Here is a 22,637-nt window from a genome sequence, read left to right on the forward strand (position 1 = left end):
AATGGAGATTGTCGATCGCTTCGAAAGACTTCTAGGCATCTTAATGTAGCCACCGTCGCCAGACGGTGGACAACATTCTGGCGAAAGCAGCTACGGCTTGAATTCCACGTCATTTAACAAATTGCTCTAGGGAGCGGCGATTCGAGAGTCGATTTCGTCCAGCGATATCTTCAGGACCTCCATCGTCTGTTTTGCCCCTGAAAAGGCGACGAGCAGATGACCGTCATGCTCGATGAGGTGCGGATAGTCGATATGTCGTCCTCCGATCAAATAAAAGAGGTCGGTGAAAACCAATCCGTCGCGACTGATTGCGAGCGTCAGCGGATCGCGTCTTCGCGGATTGGCATTGGAGACCAATGCATAGTAGCCTCGCGAGGTGCGAAGGACGAAAAATTTGCTCGTCGCATCCGGGAAATTCGTGCCGACAATCGGACTCCAAGTTTGCCCGTTGTCCGTCGAGAACGTTCGTAGCAGTCGGCCCGAACGCGCATTGTCACGAATCAAACCGACGATGCTCTTCTGGTCCGGAAGGATGTACCAATAAGGTTCTTCGGGTTGACCGTTCTTCCCGTAACTGGCGAGGGGCGAAATACGCCATTGATCAAACGCCTTGTCACCGCCGATCATGACCGTGACGCGGCGCTGATGATCGCGGCGTGTCATCATGAATTCGCCCGACGGCAAACGTTTGGGGGCAAAGTTGTTAAGCGTGTCGTCGAGAACGGTTCCGTGAGCTTCCCAGATGCCTGCGGTGGCATTCCAGCGAAACGCCTCTAGACTGAGTCCGTCACCGGGATAACCAGGGGCCCGAAAATGACTCGCAAGCGCCAGCAGTTCTCCATCGCGAATCCACATCCCGCGGGCGATCCACCCAAAGCCTTCGAGGCGGGGCGGTCCGGTCAAATCGGCAGGCTTGCTCCAGTTGACGCCGTCGAGGCTGGTGGCGTAAGACACGCGAGTGCCCGCTTGATCGTGGTGCGGAACGACATTGCGATGCTGCTGAGCCGTCAAGTGTTCAAATCTCTTTCCGGGACCGTCACTCCACATCGCCCAATAGCGGCCATCGTGTCGGGCAACGTAGGCGTGCTGATGTACCCAATTGCCTCCTTGATCTCGTACATCGCTGATGATTGCGTGTTGTGAATGCAATTTCGGAAGCTGATCAAAATCGATCTTGTTAGGATCCGTGCCGGTTTTTGCAAGCCGCAGCATCAAGGCACTTTTCGGGTTTGTGACCGGATCCGCCATCGACAGATCAGGTAAAGGCACGCGAGGCTTAGGGGGCACGACGGAGAACTTGGCCGGTTTAGCGTCGATCAAATCCGCGGCGCTGTTGCCAATCCGAACGCGGGTGGACTCAAGCGAGTTTTTGTCCGCGGCGACGTGAATGCGTCCAAGATTCGCCCGGCTGCTGCCCTGGCGATTGACCAGAGTCCAATCCGACAAATTCGTCGGTTCGGAAGGAATCTTGCCGGCCGGACCGATTTGTACGAACAGCTCGTCGGGCTTTTTGTCGTGGCTCGCGATGCGAACGAGCATCGATAGCGATTTGCCTTGATCCAACGTGGGCCCATGAGCGATCGTTTTGTACAGTCCGGCTGACAGCACGCCATCGGCAGCGATGCCGATTGTGACACGTTCTTCACCGCCGCTTGTGGCAAGTCTCAAGTCGAAAGTTTGCCCTCGCTCGGGAACACGAAAGTCGGCGGCCAGATAGAACTGGTCGCCTTCGTCGCCGAGATCAATCCAGTCCGCGTTCGCGGCCGGTTTGGGAGCCACGATGGCTGGCAGAGGGCTGTTCAACTGCACTGTCTCTGGCATTGCGAGTTGATCCAGCGCAGACAGTTCGATCTTCAAAACTTCCACGGTTCGCTTGCCACTGGCAAAGGCAACCAATAGATTTCCGTCGTGCTCGATGGCATGCGGATAATCCACTTGCCGACCGCCCGCGAGATAGCCCAGTTTGTTAAACACCAACCCATCGTCGCTGATCGCGATCGTGAGCGGGTCGCGTGCCCGCGGGTTGCTGTTGGAGATCAAAACGTAACGTCCGTCGCTCAACCGAAATCCGTAAAGCTTGGATGTCGCGTCGGGAAAGTTCGTTTTGACCGGCTTGCTCCAAGTCCGTCCGTTATCCGCTGAAAACGCTCGATACAGAAATTTGCTGTGGGCGTTGTCTCGAAACAGAGCGGCAAGATTTCCATCGGGCAGCTCCCACCACAACGGTTCCTCGGCGTGAAGCTGGCTGTTCGTTCCAAGCACCGGAAACGATTCCCAGTCCGTCATCGACTTGACGCCGCCGATCAGGAAATCTACTCCGGCGGATGCATAGTTGTAGGGGCGTCGCGACATCATCCACTCACCACTGGGGATGCGTTTGGGCGGGAAGTTGTTGATCGCGTTATCGGCGATGATACCGGTATCGTGCCAGCTTTCGTTTTCGGCATCAAATCGAAACGCTCGCAGTTCTAAACTTGGGCCAAAAAATCCGGCAGCTTCGTCCAGTGCGACAAGTGCATACAGTTCACCATCGCGTTGCCAGAAGCCGCGGGAGATATAGCGGAAACCTTTGGGCGACCGGGTGTTGTAGTACGGCGAGTCCGGCCCGGAGTGAGGGGGGGCAGGAGTTAGGAAGCGAGGTTCGCCCCAGTGCACCGCATCGTCACTGGTAGCGAATTTGACTCGCTGTCCGACACGGTCCTCCAACTCAGGACCATCGCTCCACATGATCAGATACTTGCCCTGATGGTTGACCAAATAATTGTGTTGATTGACTCCGTGAGCTTCCCTAACGTCGCTGACCACGGAGTGTTCACCGGACACGCGAGGCAACTTGGCTTGATCGATCTGGTGCTTGTCGTCCGGAAAGGAGTCTCCCGCCAGCATCAACGGCGACATCGGATTCGAAACGGCGTCGGGATAGTCAAGTTCGTTGGCATCCGAAACCGCACCGTGAATCGTTGCCACGCTTAGAACCGCGTAGATCAGTGACTTGATATTCATACAGAGCCCTCGGCTTTCGTGCTGTTGGTTGATGTTGCTGTGGCGAGACGTGGTTCCAAAATCTGGCCTTGCCCGTGGAGCGTTTGTTGTAGATCGTCAATCGAAATCGCGTCGCACTCACAATTTCCCTTCACCGCCAACGACGCAGCGACGCCAGCGGCCTGGCCCATTGCCATCCAGGTCGGCTCCATACGGATGGAAGAGTAGGCAACGTGAGTCGTCGATGCGGCAACCGGCACGATTAAACCGCGGACGCGTTCAGGCAGCATGATCCGATACGGAATTTGGTAGGGACGCGTGATCTTGTTGAGCATGCCCAAGTACCCCTCGAGAACCCGCGTATCGGTTGGCTTTCGCAATTGAGTCGGAAAACTATCAATCGGGAATTCGCCCACCGCGATTGCATCCTCATGCATCCCGGCGGTCGGATCATCGCTTATCCGAGCGATGTCATGTTCGGTCAACGTGTATTGCCCCTTCAGGCGACGCGCCTCACGCACATAAAGCTGATACGGGAAGTGATCGTTGTCGGTGAACTCATCGAGCGGCAAGTTGTAACGCCGAGCCATTTCTCGCTGCTTTTCGGGAACAGAACGATCGTTTTGCAAAAAGTACAGCAGCCCCAGTGCGATGTTACGATGGCGACGGCGGATCCGCTCGCGTTTCTCTTCCGTCTCCTCGACGTAGCCCACGTTTTGCTCTGCAAACGGAAACGCCAATGGCCGCGGGTTGATGTTCGCATCAATTTTTTGGTTGGGAAGTTCTGTCACGGACAGAGCCCGCAACAAAGTGTCAAAATGTTCGGGGTAGTACCCCCAGCCGGACATCAGTTGCCGCGGTGCCGACAAACGCCCCGCCGCTAAGTCGTCGTGATAGGGCAGATACAACTGCCGATCGTAATCCTCCGGAGGCTGTTGCAGAACGTAGCCGTTATCGGGATCGGTGGTCAGACAGAATCGGTAGGTGTAGGCGGGTAAGCGACCATCCCCTTCGCCCGTGGTGCCCGCTAAGAACACGCCTTCTTCGTAGTCATAGTAAACCAAACCAGCGTGCGGCTCATCAAATTCGTCTCGCGACTCGCGTCCCAAGCGAAACTCTGCGCCGGCCAGCCCATACAGATCACCTTCGTAGCTCGCATCGATAAACACGCAAGCTTCTAGCCGCAATTGGGAAGCGGTTTCACTGGACATCACGTGCACCCGGCGAACGCGTCCATTGATCACTTCCACCGATTGCAACACGTGACTTCGTAAGACGCAGACACATTCACCCTCGTTCTCGAGCATCCGGTCAAAGATCGCCTCGGCTACCGAGGGTTCGTAATAGTAACCTTCGCGACACAGCGAAAAATCATGCGAGTCTTCTCCGAAACGCTCCGCGTAGTGCGAGCGAACGTGAGCAACGAATTCCGCAAAGATGCCTCCAATCATCTCGCGATTTTCAATATCGCTTTTGCCTAGACCGCTGGTCGCCATGCCCCCGAGGTGAGCATGATGTTCGGTGATCGCAACGCGACATCCGCTTCGGGCTGCCGCAATCGCTGCGGAAATCCCTCCGGGCGTTCCACCGATGACGACGACGTCAAAGACTTGTGTGAGAGGTTTGGATTCGCTCATGCGCGACTGTTTCTACTTTTACTTGAGTTGGTATTGAGGGTCCACACCGTCAGTCCCGCTAGATCGCGAGGCGTGCGGTTTCGCAACCTCGCGATCACATAGGCGAACAAAATGAAAGTGAAATTGACGAGAGCACCCGTCCAATAGCTATGAACTGGAAGGCGGTAATCGACAGGCAAGACTTGCATCGCGCCGAGCCCGAGATAAACGTTGAAGACAACGGCCGCTAGCAACGCACAAGTCGCCGAGAAGCCATCGACTCGCTTGGTGAAGAAGCCCACCATAAACAACCCCATCAAACAGCCACCAAAGATGGAAGTCACGATCAATGAGATGTCATTCATGCTTTCTTTGGGTAAATTCGCGAAGATCAGTCCACCGAGGATTATCAGTACGGCTGCCGCGGTCGCGATCACCCGCGCCGCAACCAAATAGAACCGATCGCTGCGATCACGAGCCAAGAGAGGCTTCATCAAATCGACGACTGTGACCGTGGCAATCGCATTTAAGCTCGAATCGAGCGTCGACATCGCGGCGGCAATGATGGCCGCCACAATCAACCCCGCCAAACCAGCGGGAATATGATTCAAGATAAAGAAGGGTAACACCTGATCCGCTTGCAATGCCGCAACGGCCGGATCGGGGAAGGTTTGGTAATACGCAAAGACGCTTGTACCGACGAAAAAGAAGAACGCCCACATCGGTAGCGCCAAACTCGAATAGATGATGGTTGCCTTGCGAGCTTCGCGAGTTGACTTGGCAGACACATAACGCTGAACGATGTTTTGATCTCCGCCATAGATCGCCAACCAATTGACGACACCTAACAACGCAACGGTCCAGAACGTTCGTTGGGAAAGATCCCAATCAAAGCTGCCAAAGGAAAACTTGTTTTGCGTTGTACCGATTTCGATGACTTGGCTGATACCACCGGGCAACGCCAAGATGATCGACGATGCACAAGCAATCCCTCCACAAAACAACACAACCGTCTGCACCACATCGGTCCAGATCACCGTGTCGATGCCGCCGATCACCGTATAGAACGCGACAAAAATGCCCGCTCCCACAATCACGATGCCCAGCGGTGCACCCGTCAAGAATTGAATCGGCAGCGCTAATAAAAACAGCACCTGAGCCGAACGGATCAACTGCATCACGATGAAACTGAACGTGCCGTACAGTCGTGGCACCATTCCGTATCGCATTCCGAGGTATTCAAATGCGGTCGTCATCTTCCCCTGTCGAAACAACGGAATAAAAACCAATACGGCGATGACCGCCACAAACGGCAGCGCCAGGTTCACCGCTAGCTGCCGCCAATCCAGTGCATAAGCCGCCGCGGGCAACGCCAAGAAGGTAGCCGACGAGACAATCGTCCCTAGCATCGACAGACCAATCACCCAGCCCGAAAAGCCGCGATTGCCGACAAAGTATTCTTCGGTGTTCGTGTTCCGCCGGGCGAAGTACACCGCCATCGCAGCCATCGCACCGAGATACAAAAAAATGGCAGCGTAATCGAGCCAACGCACTTGCAGTTCACTCATCGCCAAGCACCAACTCCGGAGTAACGACTACCGAAGCTCGCTTGCCAGCGACGGGATTTCGGACCAACCTCAGTAGCTGTTCCACAGCCAAGCGTCCCGTCGCTTCTGGTGCCAAATCGATTGTCGCCGGTCGCGGGTACAGTCCGTTCAGGTAGGCGTCTTCATTTCCGCACGACACGATGAGGATGTCTTTACCAGGTTCAATTGCTCGCTTTCGCAATTCCGCGTAGACCAAACAAGTGATCTGATCATCCGGGATAAAGATACCGTCGGTCCTGTGCTCGGACGTTAGCATTTGGTCCAAGAGTGTCGCGACGATGCGAGATTTCTTGGTGCGCGATAACGACTCAAGAGGTACGCTGCTGACTTCTGCGTTGACAAACGTTTGAGACTCCATCCCGGCAACATGCAGCCCGAATCGAAATCCGTTGCCACGCTGCTCAAAGGCGGGTCGGTCCGGGGATAGACAAAGGAACGCCGGCCGCGTGACGCCATGTTGAATTAGATAGTCCGCCGCAATACGCCCCGCCTGTTCATTGCCAACCAGCACGACCTGGCCTCCGTCCTCGGCGTGTGAAGAGAGCCACATCGTAGGGAGGTGGCTGAGGGCACGCTTCAGAGCTGGATCGGCCGATCGCCCCCACAACAAAACACCGACTATGTCTTTCCGCTTCAGCGTGACTGGCAATGGATCACCGCCATGCATCCGTGTAATCGAGACCGTCAACCCTTCGTTTGCGGCCGCCGCTTCGACGCCACGCAGTTTTGATAGCGCCAACGTCGGATTCGCATTCATGGAATCGTCCAGCATCACCAATGCGATCATGCTGCCCGCGGGCGAAGTCGGTGAAGCCGCCTTTTCCTTTTCGGGGGTGCTGCGACGCGCCACGGGCTGGTAGCCGAGTTCCTCGATCGCCCTGGCCACTGATTCGGCGACCTCGTCCGAGACATAACCGTTTCGGTTAACGACACGCGAGACCGTCGCCTGAGAGACGCCGGCCCGCCGAGCCACCTCGGTCATCGTTCTGGGCACAGTTTTCGACATCGGCCGTTGATCTCCAAGGGTGAATGCTGGAACGCATAAGAGTTTATATGAATATACGTGAGTTGCAATTGTGAATATACATGAAAAACGAGCAGGCGTAATTCGATGCGTATACATCAAGCCCAGCAGCGTAAGAAGGGCCCAACTCCAAGCGGTTTACATCATTAAATGCAACTCCAGCATGGAAACATGAAGGATTTTAGCTGTTTCTAATGTGGAGGAAGGCAGCCATGAGGCCGAATGATTTTGTGGAAATTAAATGGAGATGTGAAGTTCCATTTGAGGGTTGTGTGTATGTTTCAGTGATGTTGAGTGGTTTTCGATGCCTTCATACAGAGTCCCCACCGCATGGAGGCTCGCTTCACGCTCGGAGTCTTGGTTGCTCATCCAGCGACCATTTGGGTCGTAGTGCCTTCGGCGAAGTTCGCTCAACTCCAGGCTGGCGGCAACGTGCCGAAGATTGCGACTACGGGCCCTTTTTTCCTCTTCACTCTGGGCCAAACGACCAAGGGCATCATTGCAACCACTGTCCAACGTCGGTCTCTGCCTGACTGATCTTGGTTAGGTAGAATGGTGGCATCGCAGCCAACTGGAAAGACAAAATGTCAGATCGAATTTCGATTGATGACGCACAGGGCAAACTGAAAGACCTGATCGCGGGTATGGCTCCCGGTGCGGAATTGGTCATCACGGATCACGAACAGCCAATCGCGAAGTTGGTCGCCGAACCAGCCAAGCTAGCGAACCAACACGCGACGCGTCGCGGCGGTCAACTGAAGGGGCAGATTGTGATAGCTCCCGGTTTCGACCAACTGCCGGCTGACATCGCCGAAGCGTTTGGTGCGGGCGAAGAGTGAGACTACTACTCGACACGGATGTCGTTCTGTGGTGGCTTGACGATCCGAACCTGCTTTCGGACGACGCACGCGATGCCATTGCGGAACCAGGGAATGACGTTCTTGTCAGTTCGGTCGTCGCTTGGGAAATCGCGATTAAGCGGAGCCTCGGCAAGCTCACTGCACCCGCCGACATCGCACCAGCGATTGTCGATGCCGGGCTTGAAGAACTCCCCGTGTGGTTCGCGCACGCATGGAGCGTGGAAACGCTGCCCGCTCATCATCGCGATCCGTTCGATCGGATGTTGATCGCGCAAGCGAACGAAGAGGGCTGCACCCTGGTATAGCGAGACGCGGCGATTGCCGCCTATTCGGTTCCTCTCATCGTCGCGTGAACGTCAACGCCTGAACCCGACGGCGGAGAAACAAAGGGGGCAGGTCGAAACAAAGGGGTCACGAAACAAAGGGGTCACACGAAACAAAGGGGTCAAACGAAACAAAGGGGTCAAACGAAACAAAGGGGTCAAACGAAACAAAGGGGTCAAACCTCTTTTTTAACGAAACAAAGGGGTCAAACGAAACAAAGGGGTCAAACCTCTTTTTTGGTGTCTTCGGGTAATGGTCGAACTCGTGGACGACCTCTTGGCCGCATTGTGGATTCCAGATTGAGCCGCCTGGCAATCGATTCGACCCAGCCTTCATCTCCCAGCGGTGCACCGCGATTCGCACAGATTCGGATCGCTTTCAACTCGCTTTCTGACAATGGTTCATTGACACGAGAGACCCAGTTTGGAAGCCGAGGGATTGGCCATGGAGACAACAACTTCGGATCTGGCTCGGGCCGTTGGAGCCAACGCCAAAGGGAACCCCATCGCCAGTCTTCCGCCCGCGCCGTCATGTTCGCTCTCAACGCATTTCGCTCGACGTAGCGACAGGCAACCAAAAAATGTTCGTCGTCCTGAATTGGAAAGCTTTTGAAGCGGCCCTGATAGAGATGCCCACGACCGGCGGAATCGTAGTGTGCGTGGTACCGCATCGTGTGAGTGCCTCCAACCCACTTGCAAAACCGGCCCATTTCACCATCGACCAACGGGCGAATAATCAAATGCCAATGGTTCGTCATCAATTGATAAGCGTAAAGTTCAACTCGATACAGACCCAATGCCTCATGCAACACATTTTCAAAAGCGAGGAAGTCGCCTTCCTTCTTGAAAATCGGTGCGTTCATGTTTGCGCGGTTCAAGGCGTGGTAAATCCCGCCTGCTTCGTCAGCTCTCGGAGATCGTGGCATTCTCTGATTGTAGCAGGACCTCGCTAACAAAGAAAGAGGTTTGACCCCTTTGATGTGGACCCCTTTGATGTGACCTGACCCCTTTGATGTGACCCTCCGAGCGGCTTGGTGCGACCACGACACGATCATCTCCGCTGGAGGGCAGCATTTTATGAATGCCTCCACCGGCATTTCGCACGGGAGTGTCGATACTTGCGGGTCGCATCCGAGCTTTGATTTTCTAACCTCCCATTTTCTAACCTTCTCGTCCGCTATTCGGCGTTGGTGCTGTGGCAACTCGCTGCATCTCTGCCACGGCACCGTCACTCCAATTGACACCGCAATTGAGGTGAAACACATTAGCGAAAAAGGGGAAGCAAGGTTAGAAAATGAGAGGTTGAAAAATGTGATCGCGAAAACCAAGCAAGCTGCTTTCCGCTTGGGCACGCTCCGGTGGGGCAAACCTCAGCACAACTTCACGCAGCCACTTATTCCAAATTTTGGCCACAGCCTCTTGCAATCTTGCGACGCAATCACAAAAGATGCTGTGTCCCTGTTGACTAAAAAAGAGTTTTGACCTGTCCCGTGACTTACGGAAATCTTGACGACTTCCGCTACCAGTGACGACCGTCACTTAATGTTCCGGCGGTCCTTAGAGCAAGTTTCGTAGTGCTTCGGGCAACGCTAGGCACTCTTGCTCGAACACGCGGGCGGCTAAGGTGTCGGCGTCGTCATCGGGTTTTACTGGGCACGAGCGTTGCACGATGATCGGTCCGTTATCGTATTCGTTGTCAACGAAATGGACCGTGCATCCGCTGATCTTCACGCCTCGTTTTAGCACCGCGTCATGCACAAAATGTCCGTACATCCCTGTGCCGCCGAACGACGGCAATAGCGAAGGGTGGATGTTAATGACTCGGTTTTCAAAGTCGTTGGGAATCAGTACGTGATTCAAATAACCCGCCATCACGACGTATTTGACCTCGGCTTCGCGGCAGGGATCAAACATTTCTCGCGTGTGATCAAACGGGTCGCGATGATCACGTTTGCGAACAACTCGCGTGGGGATGCCATCGTTTTTGGCGATATCGAGCCCACGCACATCATCACGACTGCTGATCACCAAACGGATGTCGATTGGCAATCCGTGTTCGTCACGATGCCGGATCAGATTGGCAAGCGTACGCCCACTGCCGCTCAAGAAAATCGCGATGGGGAGTTTCGATTCGCTCATGTTGGCTTCTGGCATTAGGCGTTTTTCTGAACAAAGATTTTGCCAAATTCCGTTTCGCTTGGCTCCGTACCCGCGATCGCATCGGAGCGAAGTTCGCTGGCGAGCGTTTCACTGCAAATCGTGTCACCGTGTTCTTTCAGCGCCGTCGCAACTTCGATGTCTTCGCTGATGATGCCCACAGTGATGCGATCCGTGTAGCCGCAATCCATTTCTTTTCGCTTGCTTTGGATCGTACGGATCAGATCCTTGGCAATCCCCTCGCGGCGGAGTTCGTCGGTGACTTCGGTGTTTAGTACCACAACACTGCCGGCACCTTGGCTCGCCGCCCAGCCCTCTTTGGCTTTCAAACGAACTTCGATGTCTTCGTTGTCAAGTTTCAGCGACTCACCGCCAGGCAATTCGATTTCAACGAATCCGTCACGCCCCAGTGCCGTCAGCAGCGTGTTGCCGTCGGCAGCAGCCAATGCTTTCTTGACCGCCGGCATGTTCTTGCCAACCCGAGGTCCGAGTCGTTTGAAATTCGGCACGACCGAGTACTGGACGTATTGGTCTCCTTCGGTGGTGTAGTCGACCGACTTAACGTTCAATTCTTCGCGGACAAGCAAATCGTGTGACTTCAGCCAGTCGATCTCCGATGGATCCGCCAGTACCACTTCGACTTGCGAAAGTGGCAGGCGTACTTTTAGTTTGGCTTCGGCACGTGCCGCGCGTCCCAGCGAAGCGATTTCCCGCAGCAATTTCATGCTGGTCGAAAGTTTCGCATCGATGCGATCATTATCGGCCATCGGGTAATCGCACAGGTGGACGCTCTTTCGTGTGTGATCCCCAAACGGTTCAGTCAAACTTTGCCAAAGCGTTTCAGACAGGAACGGCACAAATGGAGCGACAATCTTGGTGATTTGCAGCAGCGATTCGTACAGCGTCCAGTACGCATCGTGCTTGTCTTGCGAGTCCTTGTCGCTGGCCCAGAAACGATCACGGCTACGACGAACGTACCAATTGCTCAGCCCATCAACGAACGACGTGATCGCTTGGCAGGCGTTGTAGTTATCCAGCACGTCCATGCGATCGACCACGATTTCATTCGTGCGATTCAGTTCGGACATGATCCAGCGATCGATTTCACTTCGCTCGCTGATATCGCGGTACGTCGGTGCCGACGCCAGACTCGCCGAGGTGAGCTGGTCGTCCGCGTCGGTTGCTGTGGTAGGATCGAAACCATCGATGCCAGCGTAGATGCTGAAGAAACTAAAGACGTTCCAAAGTCGCAGCAAGAACTCGGGGATCGAATCTTTGATCGATTGTTCGCGGTAGCGGATGGCGGTCCACGGCGGTTGTCCGGCAAAGAAGAACCAACGCAGTGCATCGGCACCGTACTTGTCAAAGATCTCGTTGGGCTCGCGATAGTTCCGCAAGCTCTTGCTCATCTTGTTGCCGTCTTCGCCGAGCATCAATCCGAGCACGATGCAGTTGCGATACGGGTGCGGGTAGGCTTGATCGGCCAATGGATCGGAAAAGGTTTCGGACACGTTTTTCGTTTCGGCGCCTTCTTCTCGTTCGCTGATCGAGGCACCTTCGCCGAACAACATCGTGCTGATCGCCAATTGGCTGTAGAACCAACCGCGAGTCTGGTCGAGTGCTTCGGAGATGAAGTCGGCGGGGAATTGATCTTGGAACGATTCGTTGTTTTGGTGTGGCCAGCCCCATTGGGCGAACGGCATCGCACCGCTGTCGTACCAGCAATCGATGACCTCGGTCACCCGTTGCATCCGAGCACCCTTGGCGAACGGAGAATCATAGGTGACCGCGTCGATGTACGGTTTGTGGACTCGCAGATCGTCCGCCAATTCCGGATTGGCCGCTTTGGCTTGTTCCCAAACCTCGGTTCCCTGCAGTCCTGGTTTGGCCAGCACTTCGTCGTAGCTGGCGACCGCTTCCATTTGTCCGGTTTCTTGACAGACCCAGATCGGCAGCGGCGTACCCCAGAAACGTTCTCGCGACAACGCCCAGTCGACGTTGGATTCGAGGAAATTGCCGAAGCGACCATTTTGGATGTGTTCGGGTTGCCAACCGATTTGCGAATTGTTCTTGAGCATCAGGTCGCGAAACTTCGTCGTTCGCACGAACCAGCTGCGGCGCGGATATTGGATCAGCGGATCTTCTTGTGCACGCCAGCAGAACGGATAATCGTGAAGGTATTGTTCGAGCAGCAGCAATTTGCCGGACTCACGTAACATCCGCGAGATCGGTTTGTCGGCATCCTTGACCCAAGTGCCTTTCATGTCCGCAAATTCGTCCGTGAACTTGCCGTCGGGACCGACAGCGCACAGCAGTTCGGGGCGATCGGTTTCGACGAACCGTGCTTGTTCTTGGGTCAGCACTTCGTAATCGACTTCGCCAAACGCTGGAGCTTGGTGAACGATACCGCTGCCGGATTCGGTGGTCACGAAATCGGCCGCGACCACGCGCCACATCAATGCTTCGGATTCACCGTTGGTTAGCTTGCCCGTCGCGTCGCCGATTGTTTTGTAATAGTTGTCAAAGGGTGGAACGTAACGTTGCCCGACCAACGATTTCCCGGAGATGGTTTCCAGAACGGGAAGTTCGCGTTTCAGTTTCCCGGCGATCGTTTCGACCAGGTCGGCTGCGATCACCAGTTCTTGGCCGGTTTCATCGTCGCGGACGACGGCGTATTCCAATTCGGTGTGGACCGCCGCGAACATGTTGCTAGGCAGCGTCCACGGGGTCGTGGTCCAGACGACGAGCGAGCGGTTGGGAGTGTCGACCAACGGGAACAGCACATAAACGCTGGGGTCGGCAACCTCGCGATATCCCTGGCCGACTTCGCCCGCGGACAAGGCCGTGCCTCCTTGAGCCCACCACCAAACGATCTTGTGACCTTGGTACAACAGTCCGCGTTCGAACAGTGTCTTCAGACTCCACCAAACACTTTCGATGTAGCTTTGATGGTAGGTGACGTAGGCCTTTTCCAGATCGACCCAGAATCCGAGTCGGCGGGTGAGGTCTTGCCACTGTTGCATGTAGCGGAACACGCTTTGTTGGCATTTTTGGATGAAGGGTTCGACGCCGAAAGCTTCGATTTCTTCCTTGCTGTGGATGCCGAGTTCCTTGCCGACTTCGACTTCGACCGGCAAACCGTGAGTGTCCCAGCCCGCTTTGCGTTCGCAGCGATAGCCTCGCATCGTCTTGTAGCGAGGGAAAACGTCTTTGATCGAGCGAGTCAGGCAGTGGCCGGGGTGCGGCAACCCGTTAGCCGTCGGGGGGCCTTCATAGAAGACAAACGAAGGGGCATCAGCACGCTGGGCCAACGATTTCTTGTAGATGTCGTTGTCGTCCCAAAACTGCAAAACTTCGAGTTCAAGTTTTGGGAAATTGGGGCTGCTCGGTGGAGCACGGAAAGGACTCACGGAAGCGGGCATCATCAATCGCTTTTAGACGCTAGGGCAAAGGTGTTCGGGAGTCGGCAAAAATCAAATTTTTGCCGGACAACAACTAATCGGAAACCATATCCGATTTTAAGACACCTTTGCAGCACCTGTGTTCGTAGAGAGGTCGCGATTTCGCGGTAGAGCCAAGACCAACGCCGCTGACGCTAACGAGTGCGTTGGGAGTCGCTGATTCCCGTAGTGGATCTTGCTAAAGATCCCCTTGCGTGTAGAAAACAGGGAGCTTTAGCAAGCCCCACTACCGAAACGAGGGAGCTTTAGTCGTTCAGGTCTTCGTCGACGTCATCGAAATCGTCGAAATCTTCCAATTCGTCGTCGTCGCTGCCGTCGCCGCTGCTCAACCCAAACTCGGCACTGATCTCGTCTTCGATCTCGATCTCGTAGTCGTCTTCGAGTTCTTCCTCGAAATCGTCGTCAAAATCGTCATCGAAATCGTCTTCGTCGATATCGTCGAATTCATCGACCTCGTCGTCTTCATCGAGTCCATCGTTGAAGCCGTCGTCGCCCGTGCCGCCTCCGTCGGAATCGTCATCCGAGCTAAATCCCGAGTCCTCGTCGCTATCATCGTCGTCGTCATCGTCGATCAAGTCGTCGTCACCCATCGACGTTGGCGATGGCAGCACCGCACCCCCCGTCCATGCCGTCATGGTCGGTGGCGTCATCTGTCCCGAAAAAGTGCCACCTAAATAATCACCCCCGCGCGGATTTGTTCGCGGGGCGGTGGTCGATGTCGCGGACGATGGAACCAATTCGGATTGTTCGGAAGCGGTAGAAGCGATGGACATAAGTGATGAAAGATCTCAGAAAATTCTTGTAGAAAGCCAGTTCGTTATCAAATTCTGGCGTGGATCGCCGTCAAGCGTAGCTGCACAAAGGACGGGGATGATTCACATAGGGGAGTCTGCGGCGTTTTGGGGAACCAGGAAGACCTGCGTGAGTTTCTCGATCCAGCATAATTTGTCAACGCAGTTCCACCCGAACATCCGATTCAATCGGATCAGGTGGCAATCACTACCCGAACGGCCGAGTCCTCGCCAAGAGCAGTGGTATAGCCGACGTGAACCACATTTTGATACCTCACATCAAACCGACAAGGCGACTGGCAACATTCAGGCCAGGAATTCTTGCAGAAATTTTGATTTCACAAGTTTTTCCCATGTTTTGGACAGCGCCCGCGTCAATCCAACCTTGCTCAAACACACGTTTGAAGACCTCACCAGAAGAAAATCATCGCCCGATGAAAAACTTTGTCGAGGTAGAGAAATCGCGGATGCCACACCGGAATCATCAATCGTGGCGGATTTAACGGATGGAAGTCCTATGAGAAACTTTGCTGTCTTATCGCTCCCTTTGCTCGCAATCGGTTGCATTAGCGTCGTGGTGGGTTGCGCAGGCCGACAATACGGGCACATTTTGGCTGCCAACGACAAGGATCTTGTCGGCAGCCATACCGCCGGTGCTGCCACCTGGAACCCGTTGGTCGATGAATCGGTCGCTAAGTTGTTGGGAAGATGCCCGCCAGCGATCCAGACCGTTTCGTTTGAATCGGCAAACGCGATGAAGTTGGACGGGCAAATCGGATCGGCTTTGGCCTCCGGACCCGCCACCGTTTGCTTCATCGGGATCGAGAACAAGAGCGCCGAAGAAATGGTCGATTTCAAAGACCAGTTATACGAGCGGATCGATTCGCAAATCAACTCGGCCGAAACCTTCCGCTGTATCAGTCGGCGAATGGTCGATGCTGCCTTGGTCGAAACCCGGCTTCGTCCCGATTCTCTGTTTCTGCCCGAGAACCGAGCCCATTTCGCTGCGGCACTCGGACGCCAAGGTGCGCCAGTCGACTACTTGTTGTACGCCACCATCACCAGCGGCACGACGGATCGCAACAAGACCACCCAGCGTGACTACTTGCTGACCCTCGAAATGGTCAATCTGCACAGCGGTGACTTTCTGAAAGAGTCGGCGACGATTCGCAAAGGCTATTCGAAAACACGTGCCGGAAAATGGTGGAACTTTGGTCTCGGCCAAGGCGACGGTTGATTCGACGCTGCAGATGATTCAAACGCAACGGTGAGCCGTGTGCCGTAAGGCACCGGGTAGCGACCGATGCCGATGCCCGGCCGCTCACGCGTCACGGCTCACAACGGTACGTGGCATTGGACTCGCGGCGTAACACTAACGCGGTGGCAGCCGCCGCCAACCCAACGCTAGATGAAACTTACCCGAAAGCATGAACCGAGCTCCGTCGATTGTCGCGATGTTGATCTTGTTGCTGCTGGGCGGCTGTTCCGCCGGCTTGCGCAAAATCGATACCGCACGCGACGCGTTCGCTCGCGGTGATTTGGTCGAATCTCACGATACGCTTGTCAAACTCGCCAAATCACGTCGCCGCTTTGGTGACGCGGCGGCATTGGATTTGGCGATGATCGAATTGGCTCGCGGCGATGCGGCCGCGGCCGAGGCTCGGCTACGCAAATTACGCGATCGTTTTGACGCGATGCCGAAAATGGCACCACTTCAAGAAACTGCATCGATCATCACCGACGACACCGCTCGTCCCTTTCGACCGGCCAGCTACGAACAGGTCATGATCCGGGCAATGTTAGCAGTTTGCTCGTTGGCGACCGATGGTCAAGACGCCGAGAGCTACGCGATGCAAGCGGCGATGCGTCAGTCGGAATTGGCTGCTGAGGCGAACGAGCGAGGCTTGGAATCGGCGTCCGAAACCTATCAACCGATTGCCTTGGCACCTTATCTGCGTGGCGTGTTACGCGAAGCAACGCATCACGATTACGACGATGCCGCTCGCGCGTACCAGCTTGTTACCTCGGTCGAGCCCAATTTCGCTCCTGCTCATGCCGACGTTGTTCGCGCCAGCGGCGGTGCCCACAGTACCGCGGGCAACGGCGTGCTGTACGTGATTGCCTGTGTCGGTCGCGGACCGGTGCTGGAACAAGTCGACGCACCCACAACCACCGCAGCAATGCAGATCGCGTCGATGGTGATGAATGTTCAAACCAATGACGGTGGCGATTCAAAACCGTTTTTGCTGCCGAACATTGCCACGGTGAAAGTGCCGAAGGTAAAAATTCCGCCATCCAATGTCGTCGCGATCGGAGCTCGTGCGAATGGCGTTGCGATCGGCGTGACTCAGACGTTGACGGATGTCGGTGAATTGGCAACGCGACAAGTCGAAGCCGAGATGCCTTGGACGATTGCTCGTGCGGTGATGCGGCGGGCGACCAAAGAAACCACCGTGGCGGTGACGGGAAACCAACTTGGATTGGACGGTGCCGCCGGATCGTTGTTCCAATTCGCAGTCGCTTCGGCGTGGGGCAGCGTCGAGCATGCCGACACGCGGTGTTGGGGACTGTTGCCTCGTGAGATCCAAGTGTTGAGGGTGGAGTTGCCCGCAGGTGAGCACGCGATTTCGCTTCATTCGCTGGGGATTCAAGGGGCCCCAATGGGATCCGGCGTGACAACGCCGGTGACGATGGTCGACGGGCAAAACGAATATTTGATTGTGATCGCGCCCGATCAAACGATTTACCCCGTCAACGCGAAGTGATTTATCGCCTAGGCCTCGCTGGGCGATCGTTGGCCTTACCTGGTGATCGCCGCGGGTTAGAATGGCGATGCAACTCATCTGCTGTTGTCTTCACCTTCGCCCATTGCCGCCATCCCCAAAGTTGTCCGCATGAAAGCCATCGAGCTTAACCATATCGCCATCCATGTTCTCGATATCGATAAGAGTGTCGTGTTCTATCGTGACACGATGAATCTGCCCCAGTTGGATCGGCCCGCGTTCGATTTTCCCGGAGCGTGGTTTCAGCTCGGTGAAAGACAAGAGTTGCATCTGATTGGCGATCGAGAATTGCCCGTTCACTCGCATCACCGTGGCGGCCATTTTGCCTTGGAAGTCGACTCGCTTGACGAATGGGAGGCACATTTGGACAAACACAATGCGACTCGCAGGGCTCGCCAGACTCGACCTGACGGGGCCCTGCAAACGTTCGTGCAAGATCCCGATGGCCACTGGATCGAACTCTGCATGCCCCCAAAGTGAGCGCAAACGAGTGCTTCGTCCAAATTGGAAATAGGGGTTTCTAATGTAGTGGAGCTTGCTAATGCTCCTAGTTTCCCGTAGTGGAGCTTGCTAAAGCTCCCTGTTTTTTGAGTGTGAGCGGATCTTTAGCAATGTCCACTACCCCCAAATCAAAGACTGACAAAGCACACAAGCCCCTTTGCGGGTTCCCAACTTTGTGCATGGAGATTCAAGAGTGTTCGAGGCTATCGTCGTCCACTCGAATCATTGGGGCGTACGACTCTATTCGATTTGATTGGCCAGTTTCTCCGTCCCTGTTTGTCGTATCTCGTGCATCGGATAAACGGTAGAACCGCTACGTCCGAAATAGCTTATCGGTGGGGGGCCGATTGAACGAGTATTTCCGCTCTTAATCGCCAGTTGAGAGCTACGTTTCTGTACGCGGTACCGGCATTCTGTCTGGGGGCGGCTGTCGTTCACTTTTAAGAAAAGACTCAAGTAATGTCTGGCAAAGATTTCGTTGATCACTACGACGTATTGGAAGTAAGTCCGAAAGCAAGCGTGTCTACGATTGAACGAGTCTTTCGCTTTCTAGCCAAGAAGCATCATCCCGATCTCTGCGAGAATAGCGACGGCACGCATTTTACAAAACTCGTCACCGCGTTTGAGGCGCTGCGTGATCCTCAGCAACGCGCCGCTTACGACCGAGTGTATGAGAAAGAGAATCAGATGCGCGCGGAATTAGTCGAAGGCGCGAACGCAGCGACTGACGATTGTATCCAACGCTACGAGTTGCTCTCGATTTTGTATGCTCAGCGTAAGCGAGATTTCAAGAAACCCGGGATTGGACTTGGAACATTAGAGACGATGGTTCCTTATTCTCCACAGACAGTGGCGTTTCACATCTGGTATTTTCGTGAGAAGGGCTGGATCGGTCGCGAGGAGAGCGGCCAGTTGTCGATTACCGCTGCCGGAGTGGATCAAATTGAAGCGATGAATCAAGAGGCTGTCTCGAGCCATTTGCGACTCGAACACGTCCCAGAGCGGCTTCCAGCAATGCAGTCTGCCTAGCACCGACGGATTGTCGCTGATCCCTCCGTAATCAGAACGATGGGTCGCCGAGCGATCCACGACATTAATTGTCGGTCTAGGGTTGCCAAATCGCGTGGCCTTTATAAACCTCACCGATCGGGTATTTCTCGCTCGGCGTGACGGCGGTGTTCATAATCTGTTCGATGTGCTGAACCACCTCGGGGTGGTCCGTCGCCACGTCATGTTCTTCGCCAAGATCGTGTCGCAGATCATACAGCTGTATTGGGCCGGCAACCCCCAGACGAATATCCGAGCGGATGCCCTTCCAATCTTTCCAGCGAACCGCTTGATGGTAGCGATTTCGGCAGTGACCAAAGTCCCAATACAGAAACTCGCGATCTGATTGCAGCTTGCCTCCGATCAATGCGGTGACGACGGAAATGCCGTCTAGGTTTGCCGGCGTCTTGGCTCCAGCCAGTTCGGCAAACGTTGGCAGCATGTCTTGAAACGCAATCACTTGATCACTTGTCTTGTTCGCGGGAATTTGACCAGGCCACCGGGCGATCAGCGGCACGCGGATGCCTCCTTCGGTTAAGTCACGTTTGTATCCGCGGAGTGGGCCGTTGGTGTCAAATCGCTTGGCAACCGAGTGGTGACCGCCATTGTCACTGGTGAAAATAATCAGCGTCTCGTTTCCAATTCCGCTTTGATCGACCAGCTGTGTGATTCGTCCGACGTCTTGATCGAGCATATGGATCATCGCCGCATACTTCTTTGCTTTGCGTTCCCAGTCGCGATCGGAATAGGGTGCAGTCGTGGGCACGGTCAAGCCGTCAGCGTCTTCCTTCGGCGACGAGAAATGCGGCAGCGTGTAAGCGGCATAGAGAAAGAACGGCTGTTTGCGATCGTGTGACTCGCGGATGAATTGCAGTCCGTGTTTGGTCAATTGAGTGTGACTGTAGGTGTGCCGCGATTTCGTATTGCCAGGCAATTCCATCCGACCTTCGTCGTCATCAAGGTATTCAGGATAATAGTAGTGTGCGTGATCTTGGTTCAGATAACCAAACCAGGTGTCAAAACCTTGGTTGGTTGCACGCCCGACGCTATTGGCATCGCCGAGGGACCACTTGCCTACGCCGCCACAGCGATAGCCGGCATTCGCAAGCACTTCGGCAAGCGTCGTGTCGTTGTCTTCGAGATAGGTCCGGTAGTGGGGCACATTGTCGCGAGCGACGGTGTGACCGTTGTGCAGCCCTGTCATCAATACCGACCGCGACGGGGTGCAGACCGGACCTCCCGCATATGCTTGCGTGAAACGGATGCCTTCTTTCGCCAAGCGATCAATGTTGGGAGTTTGGATCAGCGACTGGCCATAGCAACCGAGGTCGCCGTACCCCAAGTCGTCCGCCATGATGAAAATGATACTCGGACGTTTGGGCTCTTCCGCCGCACCAGCGAAACCGGCGACAAACATCGCCGCCAGGAAACTGTATAGACATCGCGAAAAACGCTGCGGAAGGCAAAATAGCATCTTGCTGATGTTCTCTGGTTCGAGGCAGTGTGGGGAGGTGATCACGCCAGAATTGCCTCGGCAATGATGCCGATCAGCCTTTCAAGTGCTTGTTAAACCACGCGATCGTTCGTTGCCAAGCGAGTTTGGCAGCGGCTTCATCGTAACGCGGAGTCGTGTCGTTGTGGAAGCCGTGATTGACGCCGGGGTAGACGTGTGATTCATGAGGAACGTTGTTGCGGGTAAGGGCGTCGTCGAATGCCGCAGCACCAGCCATGATTCGGCGGTCGAGTTCGGCGTTTTGGATCGACAGCGGCGTCTTGATTTTGGCAACGTCCTCGGCGCTAGGTTGGCTGCCATAAAAGGGAACACCAGCGTCGAGGATCTTCGGGATATGGACGGCAAGTTGGTTAACCACGCCGCCGCCGAAACAGAAACCAACCGCGCCCACTTTACCGGTAGAGTATTCGTGAGTATCGAGCAGCTTGGCTGCGGCGATGAAGTCTTGCAACATCTCGTCGCGGTCTCGCTTGGACTGCATCGCTCGGCCTTCGTCATCGTTGCCGGGATACCCGCCCAACGGTGAAAGGGCATCAGGGGCGAAGGCAAGGAAGCCGTCAACTGCTAGGCGACGGGTGACGTCGGCGATGTATGGATTCAGACCACGGTTTTCGTGGATGACCAAGACCGCTGGGAATTTTTCGCCTGTTGCAGGACGCGCCAACAATCCGCTGATCTTGCCGCCGCCTTGGGGCGAGTCGTAGGTGATAGTTTCCGTTTTGATTCGCGAATCGTCAGCAGCAACTTGCTCGGCCCATGCATAATTGGGCGATAGACTTTCTTCGAGTGCCTCGACGGTCAGACCGCCGATGGCGAACGCGGCGAGACGTTTAACATAGTCGCGGCGGGAAAGACGACCGTGAGCATAGTCGTCATACAAATCAAGAACTCGTTGATCAAATTGATTGGCTTGTTTTCGCTGCATGATTTTTGCCTTCGGCTTGTTGATGAAGCTGCGTAGATACTCGGGTGAATATACCATTTCAGTGTTCGTGCTGCGTTGCAGCATGATTCTAGGGTAGCGGAACTCGTCAAGAGTTTCGTGAATCGCTGAATAGGTCGAAACTCTTGACGAGTTCCGCTACGTCCATCATTGTTCCAAAGATCATTGACCGGGTGCACATCGCTGCACGTGGTCAAGCGAGCGATAGCCGTGTGATGCAATGCACCAGACGGCGAAATCAATAGACGGCCTGCAGAAGGAAAACCTATTCGGGACGTCCGCGATCACCACGTCCGCGATCGCCACCGCCTTCTCGGCCACCTGCGCCTTCGCGGCCACCACGTCTTCCGCCTGGTCGTCCACCGGCTGCTGCGTCGGTTTTGGCCATCGCCTCGATTTCAGCCTTGGTTGCAAAGCCATCTTTGTTGGTGTCCGCCTTGGCCATGATCGATTGCAAGCGACCCGACAATTCCGATTGACTGAGTTTGCCATCGCCATCTTGGTCCATCGCCATCAATCGAGCGACGACGGCTTCCGAAGATCCTCCGCCACCAGGTCCGCCGGGTCCGCCAGGACCTCCGAACTCGGGACGCATTTCGTCTTCGGTCAACTGACCATCCTTGTTCTTATCAAGAGTCTTCAGTGCAGCAACCGCACCAGCAATTTCCTTAGCGGAAATGATGCCATCGGAGTCTGCATCAAGCGCCGCGATGACGGGAATCATTCGCATCCGATCGCCGCCACGTTCGCCCCTTTCACCACGCTCGCGATTCTCTCCGCCGCGCTCACCACGGCCACCGCCGGGTCCAAACCCAGGCTGCTGGGCGTTTGTTTCCAACGCACAGCAAACCACAACAAAGGCACTGAAAAACATTGTATAGCGAAGTCGCATCGAAATTTCCTTCTATTTTTAATGCCGCGAGCAACCTGGATGGAGGCTGAGACACTCGCGTTATCCCATCAGTTGCGACCCCCTTGCAAAACCGCCACAGAAAATTTCTTTATCGAGCAATTTGCTTCAACGCAGTG

General features: G+C 55.1%; 18 protein-coding genes. 7 read left to right on the top strand and 11 right to left on the bottom strand.

The features are described 5' to 3' along the window. Nucleotides 1–126: 126 nt before the first annotated feature. Genes SH528x_RS12890 through SH528x_RS12905 form a run of 4 tightly spaced genes read right to left on the bottom strand, consistent with a single transcriptional unit; the run spans nt 127 to nt 7,211 of the window. Nucleotides 127–3,003: an exo-alpha-sialidase gene (locus tag SH528x_RS12890; RefSeq protein ID WP_442510928.1), complete on the bottom strand. Its 2,877-nt coding sequence runs from the start codon at nt 3,001–3,003 to the stop codon at nt 127–129. After that, nucleotides 3,000–4,619: an FAD-dependent oxidoreductase gene (locus SH528x_RS12895; RefSeq protein ID WP_442510929.1), complete on the bottom strand. Its 1,620-nt coding sequence runs from the start codon at nt 4,617–4,619 to the stop codon at nt 3,000–3,002. The genes SH528x_RS12890 and SH528x_RS12895 overlap by 4 nt, the downstream gene beginning before the upstream one ends. Then, entirely contained in the window at nt 4,616–6,166 is a 1,551-nt protein-coding gene (locus SH528x_RS12900) for a sodium:solute symporter family transporter (RefSeq protein WP_442510930.1), read from the bottom strand. Before SH528x_RS12900 ends, SH528x_RS12895 begins: the two co-directional genes overlap by 4 nt. Further along, nucleotides 6,159–7,211 carry a LacI family DNA-binding transcriptional regulator gene (locus SH528x_RS12905; RefSeq protein WP_442510931.1) on the bottom strand — a complete coding sequence of 351 codons (1,053 nt, stop codon included), beginning with the start codon at nt 7,209–7,211 and terminating at the stop codon, nt 6,159–6,161. Before SH528x_RS12905 ends, SH528x_RS12900 begins: the two co-directional genes overlap by 8 nt. 602 nt (nt 7,212–7,813) lie before the next feature. On the opposite strand from SH528x_RS12905, the gene SH528x_RS12910 reads away from it, so the two are divergent. Together SH528x_RS12910 and SH528x_RS12915 are read left to right on the top strand one after the other, a co-directional pair. After that, nucleotides 7,814–8,068, top strand: coding sequence for a type II toxin-antitoxin system Phd/YefM family antitoxin (locus SH528x_RS12910; protein ID WP_442510932.1), 255 nt, complete (start codon nt 7,814–7,816; stop codon nt 8,066–8,068). After that, on the top strand, nt 8,065–8,394 hold the full coding sequence (locus SH528x_RS12915) for a type II toxin-antitoxin system VapC family toxin (RefSeq protein WP_442510933.1): 330 nt from the start codon (nt 8,065–8,067) through the stop codon (nt 8,392–8,394). Before SH528x_RS12910 ends, SH528x_RS12915 begins: the two co-directional genes overlap by 4 nt. Before the next feature lie 242 nt (nt 8,395–8,636). On the opposite strand, the gene SH528x_RS12920 is transcribed toward SH528x_RS12915, so the two are convergent. Continuing rightward, the gene (locus tag SH528x_RS12920) at nt 8,637–9,338 is read right to left on the bottom strand and encodes a transposase (protein ID WP_442510934.1); all 702 of its coding nucleotides are present in this window, start codon (nt 9,336–9,338) and stop codon (nt 8,637–8,639) included. Nucleotides 9,339–9,489: 151 nt separating this feature from the next. Here SH528x_RS12920 and SH528x_RS12925 point away from each other — a divergent pair, with 151 nt between their 5' ends. Continuing rightward, nucleotides 9,490–9,894 (top strand): hypothetical protein, encoded by a 405-nt coding sequence (locus tag SH528x_RS12925; protein ID WP_442510935.1) that lies wholly within the window; start codon nt 9,490–9,492, stop codon nt 9,892–9,894. 75 nt (nt 9,895–9,969) lie between these two features. Here the strand turns inward: SH528x_RS12925 and purN are convergent, their stop codons facing one another. From purN to SH528x_RS12940, 3 genes are all read right to left on the bottom strand, one after another. Beyond that, nucleotides 9,970–10,551, bottom strand: coding sequence for a phosphoribosylglycinamide formyltransferase (gene purN / locus SH528x_RS12930; RefSeq protein WP_442510936.1), 582 nt, complete (start codon nt 10,549–10,551; stop codon nt 9,970–9,972). A 14-nt stretch (nt 10,552–10,565) separates the two neighbouring features. Next, nucleotides 10,566–13,994 (bottom strand): isoleucine--tRNA ligase, encoded by a 3,429-nt coding sequence (gene ileS, locus SH528x_RS12935; protein ID WP_442510937.1) that lies wholly within the window; start codon nt 13,992–13,994, stop codon nt 10,566–10,568. A 281-nt stretch (nt 13,995–14,275) separates the two neighbouring features. Continuing rightward, nucleotides 14,276–14,803, bottom strand: a complete 528-nt coding sequence (locus tag SH528x_RS12940) for a hypothetical protein (protein WP_442510938.1) — start codon at nt 14,801–14,803, stop codon at nt 14,276–14,278. Nucleotides 14,804–15,338: 535 nt separating this feature from the next. Here SH528x_RS12940 and SH528x_RS12945 point away from each other — a divergent pair. The 4 genes from SH528x_RS12945 to SH528x_RS12960 all read left to right on the top strand — a co-directional run bounded on the left by SH528x_RS12945 (nt 15,339) and on the right by SH528x_RS12960 (nt 19,134). Beyond that, a complete protein-coding gene (locus tag SH528x_RS12945; RefSeq protein WP_442510939.1) occupies nt 15,339–16,058 on the top strand; it encodes a penicillin-binding protein activator LpoB in 720 nt (239 codons plus the stop codon). A gap of 190 nt (nt 16,059–16,248) precedes the next feature. Beyond that, nucleotides 16,249–17,586 (top strand): hypothetical protein, encoded by a 1,338-nt coding sequence (locus tag SH528x_RS12950; RefSeq protein WP_442510940.1) that lies wholly within the window; start codon nt 16,249–16,251, stop codon nt 17,584–17,586. An 84-nt stretch (nt 17,587–17,670) separates the two neighbouring features. Next, nucleotides 17,671–18,084, top strand: coding sequence for a VOC family protein (locus SH528x_RS12955; RefSeq protein WP_442510941.1), 414 nt, complete (start codon nt 17,671–17,673; stop codon nt 18,082–18,084). A gap of 480 nt (nt 18,085–18,564) precedes the next feature. Continuing rightward, entirely contained in the window at nt 18,565–19,134 is a 570-nt protein-coding gene (locus SH528x_RS12960) for a J domain-containing protein (RefSeq protein WP_442510942.1), read from the top strand. A 76-nt stretch (nt 19,135–19,210) separates the two neighbouring features. Here SH528x_RS12960 and SH528x_RS12965 read toward each other — a convergent pair whose 3' ends face one another. From SH528x_RS12965 to SH528x_RS12975, 3 genes are all read right to left on the bottom strand, one after another. Then, the gene (locus SH528x_RS12965; protein ID WP_442510943.1) at nt 19,211–20,626 is read right to left on the bottom strand and encodes an arylsulfatase; all 1,416 of its coding nucleotides are present in this window, start codon (nt 20,624–20,626) and stop codon (nt 19,211–19,213) included. Between the two features lie 73 nt (nt 20,627–20,699). Continuing rightward, nucleotides 20,700–21,590 carry a dienelactone hydrolase family protein gene (locus tag SH528x_RS12970; RefSeq protein ID WP_442512121.1) on the bottom strand — a complete coding sequence of 297 codons (891 nt, stop codon included), beginning with the start codon at nt 21,588–21,590 and terminating at the stop codon, nt 20,700–20,702. Between the two features lie 283 nt (nt 21,591–21,873). Continuing rightward, nucleotides 21,874–22,500, bottom strand: coding sequence for an EF-hand domain-containing protein (locus SH528x_RS12975; protein WP_442510944.1), 627 nt, complete (start codon nt 22,498–22,500; stop codon nt 21,874–21,876). Between the last annotated feature and the right edge of the window lie 137 nt (nt 22,501–22,637).

The sequence above is a fragment of the Novipirellula methanifontis genome, assembly GCF_052161655.1.
Classification (GTDB): Bacteria; Planctomycetota; Planctomycetia; order Pirellulales; family Pirellulaceae; genus Novipirellula.